This window comes from Labedella populi, assembly GCF_004078655.1.
GTDB classification, from domain to species: domain Bacteria; phylum Actinomycetota; class Actinomycetes; order Actinomycetales; family Microbacteriaceae; genus Labedella; species Labedella populi.
The window spans coordinates 1022354-1033615 of sequence record NZ_RZNC01000001.1 but is presented as its reverse complement, the minus strand read 5'-3'; the positions used below and the strand labels follow the sequence as shown (position 1 = coordinate 1033615).

The window sequence follows — 11262 nt, the reverse complement described above, 5'->3', positions numbered from 1 at the left end:
GGCGCGTGCGGCACCGAGAGCCCGGAGCACCTCGCTACTGTCGATGCATGACCGGTTCAGATCCCGACCCCCGTTTCGCCGCCGTCGTCGCCGCCGAGATCGTCGGAACCCTCATCGTGACGACCGTCGTCGTCGGGACGTCGGTCATCGGAGCGGTGGTCCTCGGTCCGCTCGGGATCGCGACGGCGACGGGTTTCGCGCTCCTCGCCGTGGTCGCCACGGTGGGGCGTGTCTCGGGCGGTCACGTCAATCCCGCCGTGACGATCGGTCTCGCGCTCGCCGGGCGGTTCCCGTGGAGGGACGTCTCGACCTACGTGATCGCGCAGCTCGTCGGCGCGACCCTCGGGGCCGCCGTGGTCCTAACGATCGTCGCGGACGGGCCTCCCGGCGCACTCCAGGAGGCGCAACGCGTCGGTTTCGCGGCGGGCGGCTTCGGCGTCGGGGGTTCCCCCGACGGTTACGGGCTGCTCGCCGTCGCCCTCGTGGAGACGCTCCTCACCGCCGCCCTGGTCGGGGCATACCTCGTGGCGGACGGACGACACGGGGACGGGGCCCGCGACCGCTCCCCGGCGGCGGCCCTCGTCGGTGCGACGCTCGTCGCGATCACCCTTCTCGCGCTCCCGGTCTCGAACGCGTCGTTCAACCCGGCCCGTTCGCTCGCCACCGCGCTCTTCGCGGGTCCCGACCGGCTCGCGCAGGTGTGGGTGTTCATCGTCTTCCCGCTCCTCGGTGCGGCGCTCGCGGCGCTCGCGACACGGTGGGCACGTCGGGTCCCGCGCCGGCGGATGACCGAGTCCGACTGACGACCGGGCGCTCGCCGCTCAGCCCGCGACGAGGGTCGTCGCCCCGCGCTCGAACTCGTCGAGGTCACCCGTCTCGCCCGCTCGCGTCGCGCGTCGGCCCACGATGAGCATGTAGGCGAGGAATGCACCGAGGGCTGCGGCACCGATGGCGATCTTCACCGCGGGGTGCCACGGCGCCGGCGTGACGAAGCCCTCGATGACGCCCGACACGAAGAGGGCGATGATGAGGCCGATGACGACCGTGAAGAGGGCGCGCGCCTCGCGGGCGAGCGCATGCGCTCGTGAGTCCCGCCCCGGTGCCACCCAGGCCCAGAAGATCCGGAGGCCCGCCGCTCCCGCGACGAAGACGCTCGTGAGCTCGAGCAAGCCGTGCGGGAGGATGTAGAGGAAGAATGTGTCGCCCTCGTCGAACGCGAACATGATGCCCGCCGTGAGGCCGATCCCTTGCGCGTTGCCGGCGATCACGTACGGCACCCAGACGCCCGTGATGCCGAAGGCGATGCATTGCGCTGCGATCCAGGCGTTGTTGGTCCACACGCGGCCGGCGAACGACGTCGCGGGATTCTCGGAGTAGTACGACACGAAGCCCTGTTCGGCCGTCTGGCGCAGCGTCTCCTCGTCACCGAGCGCCGCGAGCGCTTGAGGATTCGTGGCGATCCAGGTCGCGTAGAGCGACGCGACGACCGTGAAGGCGAGGAACACGCCGAGCGTGACCCACCGCAATCGGTAGAGCGCCGCCGGGAGTTGCAGGACGAAGAAGCGGGGGATCTGCGAAAGGACGTTGCGTCCCGCGGCCGTGAACCGCAACCGCGCTCGCGAGAGCGAGACGCTCAACCGGTCGCCCACGACGGTCGATCCCGCCGTCGATTTGATCGCCGACAGCTGCGTTGCTCCCGACTGGTAGCGGTGGATCAACTCGTCCGCGTCCGCGCCGGACAGCGACCCCTGGCGGGCGAGCGCGTCCAGGCGGTCCCATTCCGCGCGATGCGCGGCTGCGTAGGCGTCGAGATCCATCCGGTTACGATGATATCCATGAGCTCGAGCGCGCACACGACCGCCGATCCGCACGAGCTCGTCACGGGCGAGGCCGTCGCCCTCGACGTCCGCCCCGCGAGCTTCATCCTCCGCGCCGCGGGAGCGATCATCGACCTGATCGCGCACGTGCTGCTCGCCCTCGGCCTGCTTTACCTGCTTTTCGTCGCAGCGGAGGCGGTCGCGCTCGACGAAGCGGCGCTGCAGGCCGGTCTCATCGTGATCGTCGTCCTGTCCTTCATCGTCGCTCCGACGGCCGTCGAACTCGCGAGCCGGGGGCGGTCCCTCGGGAAGCTCGCGATCGGGGCCCGGATCGTCCGCGACGACGGTGGTGCGATCGGATTCCGGCACGCCTTCATCCGCTCGCTCGTCGCCTTCTTCGAGATCTACATGACCTTCGGCGGAGTCGCCGCTCTCGTCGGGCTCCTGAGCGACCGATCGAAGCGCCTCGGCGATCTACTCGCCGGAACCTATTCGCAGCACGAGCGCGTCCCGCGGGTCGTCGAGCCGGTCCACGGCGTACCACCCGAACTCACCGAGTGGGCCTCGACAGCGGACGTCGGCCGGCTGCCGGACCGGCTCGCACGACGCATCGCCCAGTACCTGAAGCACGTGGAGCGGCTCTCCCCCGGAGCGCGCGAGCGCCTCGGGGGCGAACTCGCGGCCGAGGCGGCGCCGTACGTCTCCCCGCTCCCGAACGTGCCCGCCGAACGTTTCCTCTTCGCCGTCGCCGCGATCCGGCGCGACCGGGAGTTCCGACGGCTGACGCTGGAACGCGAGCGCCTCGACCGGTTGCGGCCGACGCTCGAGGGCAACCCGCATCACTTCCCCGAGCGCTGACCGTCTCTCGTCCCACCGTTCCCGCCCCTCCCCGAGGAGCGGGAACGACCGGGGTCAGTAGCGGTAGTGGTCGACCTTGAAGGGGCCGTCCGTCGGCACACCGATGTACGCGGCCTGCTCGGGCGTCAGCTCCGTGAGCTCGACGCCGAGCGCGTCGAGGTGGAGACGCGCGACCTTCTCATCGAGGTGCTTCGGCAGGACGTAGACGCCGATCGGGTACTCCTCGCGGCGCGTGTAGAGCTCGATCTGCGCGAGCACCTGGTTCGTGAAGGAGTTGCTCATGACGAACGAGGGGTGCCCCGTGGCGTTGCCGAGGTTCATGAGCCGGCCCTCGGAGAGCACGAGGATCGAGCGCCCCGTCGGGAACCTCCACTCGTGGACCTGCGGCTTGATCTCGACACGCTCGGCGCCGTCGACGTGCGCGAGTCCGTCCATGTCGATCTCGTTGTCGAAGTGACCGACGTTCGCGACGATGGCGAGGTGCTTCATGGCGAGCATGTGCTCCGTCGTGATGACCGACTTGTTGCCGGTGCCCGAGACGAAGATGTCGACGTCGCCGACGACCGATTCGAGGCGCGCGACCTGGTATCCGTCCATGGCCGCCTGGAGCGCGCAGATCGGGTCGACCTCCGTGACGATGACGCGAGCACCCTGACCGCGGAGGGCCTCCGCCGCTCCCTTGCCGACGTCGCCGTAGCCGGCAACGAGGGCGACCTTGCCGCCAATGAGGACGTCGGTCGCGCGATTGAGTCCGTCGGGCAACGAATGGCGGATGCCGTACTTGTTGTCGAACTTCGACTTCGTGACGGAGTCGTTGACGTTGATCGCGGGGAAGAGCAGGTCGCCGTCGCGGTGGAGCTCGTAGAGACGGTGCACACCGGTCGTCGTCTCCTCCGTGACACCGAGGAGATCACGCGAGATCCGCGTCCACCGGTCGTCGCTCTCCGAGAGCGAGCGACGGAGGACGTCGAGGATCACGCGGTACTCCTCACTGTCGCCTTCGGCCGCCGCGGGAACCGAGCCGGCCGCCTCGAACTCGACACCCTTGTGCACGAGGAGGGTCGCGTCGCCGCCGTCATCGAGGATGAGGTTCGGGCCGGTCCAGTCGCCGCCGGCCTCGGCGGCCTCCGCCGACCAGTCGAAGATGCGGCTCGTCGCCCACCAGTACTCGGTGAGCGTCTCACCCTTCCAGGCGAAGACGGGCACGCCCGCGGGTGCGTCGGCGGTGCCGTTCGGCCCGACGGCGATCGCCGCGGCGGCCTCGTCCTGCGTGGAGAAGATGTTGCAGCTCGCCCATCGGACCTGCGCACCGAGGGCGACGAGCGTCTCGATGAGGACGGCCGTCTGCACCGTCATGTGGAGCGAACCCGCGATCCGGGCTCCCGCCAGAGGCTGGGTGGGGCCGAACTCCTCACGGAGGGCCATGAGCCCCGGCATCTCGTTCTCCGCGAGGCGGATCTGGTGACGGCCCGCCTCCGCGAGGGACAGGTCGGCGACGGCGAACGGAGCGGTCGACGGGGACTCGGCACTCGGCGCCGCGGGAGAGGTGATCGTCATGTCTCCATTGTCGCACTCGCGACGCTCTGCACCGCCCGTGTGTCGGCGGGAACGATCAGCGGGAACGGTCGGTGGATCAGGACCGGATGAGGGCAAGGACCTCGTCGCGGATCGACTGCATGCGGCTCCTCGTCGCGGCCTCGACGTTGAGACGCAAGAGCGGCTCCGTGTTCGATGGCCGGACACTGAACCACCAGAAGTCGTCGTCCATACTCGCGTTGCCGCTCACCGTGAGGCCGTCGAGCTCGTCGAAGTCGGCTCGGCCGGAGAACGCCTCGACGACGCGGGCGAAGGCGGTGGGGACATCGGCCACCGTCGAGTTGATCTCGCCGGACGCGGCGTACGGCGAGTACTCGGCCGCGAAGGCGGAAAGGGGCTCGTCCTGCATTCCGAACTCGGCGAGAACGTGCATCGCTGCGAGCATGCCGTTGTCGGCGCTCCAGAAGTCGCGGAAGTAGTAGTGCGCGGAGTGCTCGCCCCCGAAGACGGCTCCCGTGCGGCGCATCTCGTCCTTGATGAGCGAGTGGCCGACCTTCGTCCGGACGGGGATCGCCCCCGCCGCCTCGATCGTCTCGGGCACGATGCGTGAGGTGATCAGGTTGTGGATGACGTGGATCTGCTCGTCGGTCGATTCGCGTCGCGCCCGGGCGATCTCACGGACGGCCACGATCGCCGCCACCGCCGACGGTGTGACGGCGTCTCCGCGCTCGTCGATGACGAAGCAGCGGTCGGCGTCCCCATCGAACGCGAGTCCGAGGTCGGCGCCGTGCTCGACCACGGCCTTCTGCAGGTCGACGAGGTTCTTCGGCTCGAGAGGGTTGGCCTCGTGGTTGGGGAAGGTGCCGTCGAGCTCGAAGTAGAGCGGGATGATCGTGAGCGGCAGCGACGGGAGCCCCGCGGCGGTCTCGAGCACGGCGGGGACCGTGAGACCACCCATGCCGTTACCGGCATCGACGACGATGGTCAGCGGCCGGACGGCGTCGAGGGGGACGAGCGAACGGAGGTACGCCGCGTAGTCCGCGAGGACGTCGCGCTCCTCGACGGAACCCGTCGTCTCGACGGCGCGGATACCGTCGGCGAGGAATCGCGAGGCCCTCTCGCTGATGGAGGCGAGACCCGTCGCGCGCGAGATCGCCTCGGCACCGGCGCGGGAGAACTTGATGCCGTTGTAGGTCGCGGGGTTGTGGCTCGCCGTGAACATGGCGGCCGGGAGGCCGAGACGTCCCGAGGCGAAGTAGCTCTCGTCCGTGGAGCAGAGTCCGATGGAGAGGACGTCGGCGCCGCGTGCCGTCGCGCCACGCGCGAACGCCGCGGCGAAGACGGGTGAGGAGTCGCGCATGTCGTGACCGACGACCACGGCGGTACCCGCCGCTCCGACCTCGTCGACGAACGCCGCGGCGAGCGCCTCCACGACCTCTTCCGTGAGATCGTCTCCCACGACGCCGCGGACGTCGTACGCGCCCACGACCGCCTTCACGCGTTCATCGATCCGTGGTGCACCGTCTACCGATTCCGAAGCCATGGGGATCAGAATACTTCGCCGAGGAGCGCGTGGCGGATGACCTGCCAGCCCTTCGGTACGGAGAGTCGCTCCGAGTGGATGGAACAGAGGTCATACGTGTGCGGGTCGCGCGTGAGACCCAGGGGGCCGAGCACCGCCATCTGGTCGCCGTAGTCGTAGCTGAGGGTGGACACGGCCTCGCGTGTGCACCCGACCTTCGAGCAGTTCCTGTCGTCCATCGGCGTCAGTCTACGAGCAGCCGCCGACACCGAGGCGGCACCGCGCCGCCGAGGACCGCGAGGCTCCCCGCGCGCGTAGGATGACGGGATGGTGAGGCGTACGGCACGGAAGTCCCCGCTCGACGAGCCGGGGCGCCAGGCCGTTCGGCGCGACCGCCACGGCCGCGCCGGACGCAGCTCGGTCCTCCGACCCCCGCTTCCGCTGCTCCGGTCGCGCGTCGACCTCTTCGAGCAGACCGTCGCGACGACGGCCGACTTCCTCCGGGGCTCCTGGCCCGACGAGCTCGCGGGCGTCCGCTACGAGGTCCAGGCCATGCCGCCGTCCCTCGACTCGAACGACGGTGTCGACCGGTGGCAGACGGACGCCGCGACCCGACGAATCACGATCTTCCGCATCCCGATCCAGCGGCTGAGCCACCTCCACCGCAACGACGAGCTGCACCAGCGGATGATGATCGAGAGTTGCGTCTTCCGCGCCACGGCGGAGTTCCTCGGGAAGGATCCGTGGGATCTCGGCCCGGAGCGGTTCCGCTTCCTCTGAACCCGATCCGTCCTCGACTCGCTCAGCGCGGGCGGACGACGACGGGATCCGACGCCGCCCCGGGAGGCGCGATCACGAAGGACGCGAACTCGGCGGCTCCGGGGTACACGACGGCGGCGGTCAGTCCCTCGACGCTCGCCAACGTGCTGATCCCCGCGACCCGCCCGATCGGCTTCGGCGTACCGCCGGCCGCGACGACGAAGCGGCGTTCACCGGACGGACCGACGATGGTCGCTGGCCGATCCTCTGTCCCGGTGTTCACGAGGTAGAGGACCGCACTCGCACCCTGGTCCCCGGCCACGGCGACCGTCGCTGCGTCATCGAGCGGCTCAGCGGCCGCGAACCACGCGAAGTCCGTCGCCCCGTCCGCCGTGGACGCCGCGTGGGCGGCGGCGACGACGGGGACGTCCGATGTCACCGTCAGGCTGTAGCCGCCGGGCGCGAGATCGTCGAGCGGAACCTCGACGACGGAACCGGCCGGCACGGTCGCGATCCGCGGCTCCAAGGCCGTTCCTCCTACGGGCGTCGCGGTGATGGTGACCTCGCTGTCGAAGGTGCCGGGGGCGAGCACACGGACTCCCGGGACGCGATAGTCGTACCCGGTCGCGCCGTCCGCGGGCCGGGAGGCCGGAACGGTGAACCCGGGCACGACGTGCTCGACGCCCGGCGCCGTCGTCGCGCCGATCACGTCGAGCCCTTCCGGGGTGATCGCACGCAGAGCAGACTGCTGCAGGCTCGCCGCGATGGGAGCGCCGATGCTCGTGACACGGAGAGCGGGGATCTGGATGTTGGGCGCGATCCCGGCGAGCGGGACGATCCGCTGCGACGACGGGCCCACGACGATGCCGGAAGCTCCCGGCGCGTCGACCGGTCCCGCCTCACCGAAGACCTCGATCGTGACATTCGCCTCGACGTTCGAGGGGTTCGTGAGGAGGACCACCGTCGATTGGCCCACGTCGGTCGAGCCGCCGACGAGCCAGGCCTCGGGTCTCGCCTCGATGCACGAGGAGGCTGCGAAGCCCGCGAGACGCTCGCCCGTCACGCTCTGCGCCTGGGAACCCGCGAGGGCTGTCCCGTCCTCGGCCGGCGGCGCCGACAGGACCGACGGGCCGGCGCCTCCGGCGACGTCGTCGGGTGCCGCGACGGCGGAGACATCGGCCGCGATGTCGAGGCCGTCACCGGCCGTGATGACGGGCACGCCCACAGAGGCCACCGCGGTGGCCGCCGAGGCGTCGCCACCGACCTCCACGACCGGGCCGGCGCACACACGTGACTGCGCGGCGGGGACCGGGGTCACCGTCACGCTCGCGGGCTCCGAACCGATGGGTTGGACGTCGAGACGGCCGGCGACGAGCACCGTCGCGACGGCCGCCGCAACGCCCGCGACGCCGATCACGGTCCGGATCACGCGGGTCGCTGTCGGTCTCCTGCTCATGGCGTCCCCTTCGTCATACGCACGGGACGGGTGGTGTTCCCGGTTCCCGGTTCCGCTGTGGCGGTGCCGTCGGTGTACCGACCCGACTCGGCCGCGTCGGCGTCGTCTGAATCGGCAGGACGCGGATCCTTCTCGGATCCGGCCTCGTTCTCCGGTCCGGCGCCGCTTTCGGCGCCGGAGCCGTCATCGGAGTCCTCGTCGTCGTAATCGGCGCCATCGGTGCCATCAGTGTCATCAGTGTCATCAGTGCCGGACACGGACTCGTCCGCCCAGTCGGGTTCCGACTGACCGTCGGGCGCCGTCGCGAGATCGGGCAGCACGTCGACGGCGTCCTCCTCGGCGTCCGGCGACCGTCGCGGCTGAGTCGCCGGCTTGACACCGACCGTGCGGGGTCGCCGCCGTGCCGCCTCGCGCGATGCCGATGTGGGGACCGCGATGAGCAGAGCGAGGAGGAACACGACGGCCCACGCCACGGGGACCGCGCGAGACCAGAAGGGGTCGACGGAAGTGGGGGCGGGTCGCTCGGCGGCCGCGACGTTCCGCCACAGCTCCCCGGCGTCGGTCGGTCCCACGTAGTCGACGGCCGGATTCGCTGTGAGGGCGGCGATCGCGTCGGCCGTGAGGTCGACGGGCCCACGAGCGGTCGGCGCCGGGTCCGCGAGCGCGTCGCCGGGGTTCGCCTCCGCGGCCTCGGCTTCGGCCTCGGCGATGCTCGCCGGCTCGGTCGCGAGGAGGACGTAGTCGATCCCGAGCGCCGCGAGCTCCGGAGCCGTGTCGAGACCCGATCGGGAGACCAGGTTGCCCGCGAGTTCGGCGATGCGGGCGTCCGTCTCCCGGGTCGGATCGGCGGTGCGGACGATCGTCGACTGCCCGTCGAGCACGTCGCCGCGTCCCGGGAGGAAGCGGACCGCGATGGAGCCGTCCGCGAGCGGGGTGATCTGCAGTGTGCCGATGCGCCGATCCTCTCCCGCCGCCGCATCGACGTACGCCGGCACCGTCCGGCCGGAACCCGCCGTCACGACGGAGGTCCCCAGCGGTTTCGCGGCCGCGAGCGGGACGACGACGAGCGCGAGCGCGACCGCCGCGACGACGGCCGGTACCGCTCCACGCCGCCCGAGGCCTTCGAGTCCGGAGACCGCTGCACCCCCGAGCCCCAACCAGTACAGGCTGAGCGCCGTCCCCTGCCATACCGCGACGAGGACACCGTCGATCGACGCGATCGTGAGCGAGCCGGCGAGCACGGCCGTTCCGAGACCGAGCAGGGCGACGCCGAGCAGGACGAGGGTACGGCGCTGCCCACGCACGAACAGTCCCGCGAGCGCGAGCACGGCGAGCGGGGCGAGCAACAGCGGCAGCGCCACGGGGAGCGCTGTCGTCACGACCGGCCATCCGGACGCGAGCGCCGCCCACGTGCCGTCACGATCGACCGGGAAACCCGACAGGAGGGAAGCGGGACCGACGGCGGTCGTCGCCGCGGGTGCCCCCGGGTCGACGAGGAGCGCGATCCACCGGCCGGCCTGCACGCCCTGCTGCCAGACGAGTGGCGCGAACAGCACGAGCGACGGGATGGGGACGAGGAGCACCCGGAGGGCGCCCCGACCGGCCGAGACGAGGGCGAGAAGCCACACGACGCCGAGCGCACCGACGAGGATCGGAGCACATGCGAGGACCACGGCGAGGAGGATCGCCGTCGTCGCCGCCGAGGCCCAGGACTTGGCGGCTGCGGTGCCGGTGAGGAACAGCCATGGCAGGGCGAGGTGCACGATCACGGCGGCCGGTCGTCCCTCGGCGAGGGCGGCGAGGAAGGCGGGCGAGAGCGTCCACAGCACCGCCCCGAGCATGCGGTATCCCCCGCGCTCACTCAATCGCGTGGCCGCGAACCAGCCGCCGAGCGTCGCGACCGGGAAGGCGATGAGCCACACGAGCACGAGAGAGAACGACGGGTCCCAGAAGGTGAGCGTTCCGAGCAACGCGACGACGACGGCGAAGGGGTCCGAGGCCCCCACGAAGCCGGAGCCCACGTCGCGCCAGCCCCAACCGACATTCGCCCACAGTTCACCGACGGAGTGGGACAAGGGCAGGAGTGCCCCGCCGTCGAGCACGGTCGCCGGCACGAGAGGCAGCAGGAGGAGCACTCCGGCGACGGTCGACGCGAGAACGAGCCACGCTCCACCGCCCGCGAGGAAACGCAGGTCCGTACGTTCGGTCCAGGCATCGTCGTCGCCCGCGACCTCACGTTCGAGCTGTCGGCGGCGGCGGAGTTCCCGCCACGGCATACGGAGGTCGGAGATCGTCGACCAGCCCACACGACGGGAGCGCGCGAGGGTCGCTCGGGACGACAGCACCCGCGGATCCGCGAAGGCGGCACGGAAGGCCGCGCGGAACTCCGCCCCCACGAGGGCCGGACGCTTGAGGACGAGGTGGACGACGGCTCGCACGACGGCGAGCGGGAGAATGGCGAGCCAGTGCAGGGGCAGGAGCGCCGCTGGGGCGTACACCAAGCGGCGATGGAGCTCGGCGCTGCGGAAGAGGCGCGCGCGTCGCTGAGCGGTTCCGAATCGACGGCCGCGAGGCGCGCCTGCGACCCCGTCACCGGCGGACGAGACGACGGCGGCGGGGATGAGCGTCACGCGACTCCCCGCGAGACGGACACGGATGGAGAAGTCGAGGCCGTCGTCGACGGGGCCGAGGGCCGGGTCGAAACCGCCGAGTTCTGCGAATACACGAGCCCGCACGAGCATCCCGATCGGCGAGACGCCGAGCACGTCGGAGTCGGCGTCGTGCTGGCCCTGGTCGAGCTCGTCGCTCACGAGCTCGACGGTCCGCCCGAAGGTCGTCACGGTCTCGCCGAGCGAGCGGATGCGCCCGGGGTCGTCGGCGTCGACGACCTTGGGCCCCGCGACGGCGACGGACGGAGCGACCTCGACGCCCGCGAGGAGCCGCGCGAGTGCGGTCGGGTTCGGCACCGTGTCCTGCGCGAGTAGCCAGAGGAAGTCGTCGTCGCCCGGTTCGCCGAGTTCGCGGACGCCCGCGGCGATCGCACGACCGAATACGAGGTTCTCCGACACGGTCACGATGCGTTCGACGCCGGCGTCCTCGAACGCCCGCACCACGTCGTCCTTCGCGTCGACGGCGATCCCGACGATCCGGTCGGGCATCCGCGTCTGGCCCCTGATCGCGTCGAGAGTGCGGTGAAGGCGGTCGGCGTTCGAGCGCGCGACGACGAGGACGGTTACGCGGGTCTCCATAGCGCGTTCAGCCTAAGCGGGTCAGGGAGCGGCGACCGCTCCATCGTCGGGCGTGGTCGATTCCCG

Annotated in this window: 9 protein-coding genes; 3 read left to right on the top strand and 6 right to left on the bottom strand. The window is 71.0% G+C overall.

What is annotated here, in order from left to right:
- The first annotated feature begins 47 nt into the window (after nt 1-47).
- Nucleotides 48-803 (top strand): MIP/aquaporin family protein, encoded by a 756-nt coding sequence (locus ELQ92_RS04910; RefSeq protein WP_128497814.1) that lies wholly within the window; start codon nt 48-50, stop codon nt 801-803.
- Nucleotides 804-821: 18 nt separating this feature from the next.
- Here ELQ92_RS04910 and ELQ92_RS04905 read toward each other — a convergent pair whose 3' ends face one another.
- Nucleotides 822-1817, bottom strand: coding sequence for a stage II sporulation protein M (locus ELQ92_RS04905; RefSeq protein ID WP_128497813.1), 996 nt, complete (start codon nt 1815-1817; stop codon nt 822-824).
- A gap of 18 nt (nt 1818-1835) precedes the next feature.
- On the opposite strand from ELQ92_RS04905, the gene ELQ92_RS04900 reads away from it, so the two are divergent.
- Nucleotides 1836-2675: an RDD family protein gene (locus tag ELQ92_RS04900; protein WP_128497812.1), complete on the top strand. Its 840-nt coding sequence runs from the start codon at nt 1836-1838 to the stop codon at nt 2673-2675.
- Between the two features lie 54 nt (nt 2676-2729).
- Here ELQ92_RS04900 and ahcY read toward each other — a convergent pair whose 3' ends face one another.
- The 3 genes from ahcY to ELQ92_RS04885 form a co-directional block, all read right to left on the bottom strand.
- Complete coding sequence (gene ahcY, locus ELQ92_RS04895; protein ID WP_128497811.1) at nt 2730-4232, bottom strand: adenosylhomocysteinase; 1503 nt, start codon at nt 4230-4232, stop codon at nt 2730-2732.
- A 76-nt stretch (nt 4233-4308) separates the two neighbouring features.
- Nucleotides 4309-5754, bottom strand: coding sequence for a phosphomannomutase/phosphoglucomutase (locus tag ELQ92_RS04890; protein WP_128497810.1), 1446 nt, complete (start codon nt 5752-5754; stop codon nt 4309-4311).
- Between the two features lie 5 nt (nt 5755-5759).
- Nucleotides 5760-5972 (bottom strand): DUF3499 family protein, encoded by a 213-nt coding sequence (locus ELQ92_RS04885; protein WP_128497809.1) that lies wholly within the window; start codon nt 5970-5972, stop codon nt 5760-5762.
- Between the two features lie 88 nt (nt 5973-6060).
- Here ELQ92_RS04885 and ELQ92_RS04880 point away from each other — a divergent pair, with 88 nt between their 5' ends.
- Nucleotides 6061-6513, top strand: coding sequence for a metallopeptidase family protein (locus tag ELQ92_RS04880; protein WP_128497808.1), 453 nt, complete (start codon nt 6061-6063; stop codon nt 6511-6513).
- A 22-nt stretch (nt 6514-6535) separates the two neighbouring features.
- Here the strand turns inward: ELQ92_RS04880 and ELQ92_RS04875 are convergent, their stop codons facing one another.
- Nucleotides 6536-7948, bottom strand: a complete 1413-nt coding sequence (locus ELQ92_RS04875) for a DUF5719 family protein (RefSeq protein WP_128497807.1) — start codon at nt 7946-7948, stop codon at nt 6536-6538.
- Nucleotides 7945-11196, bottom strand: a complete 3252-nt coding sequence (locus ELQ92_RS04870; protein WP_128497806.1) for a glycosyltransferase family 2 protein — start codon at nt 11194-11196, stop codon at nt 7945-7947. The genes ELQ92_RS04875 and ELQ92_RS04870 overlap by 4 nt, the downstream gene beginning before the upstream one ends.
- Nucleotides 11197-11262: the final 66 nt, after the last annotated feature.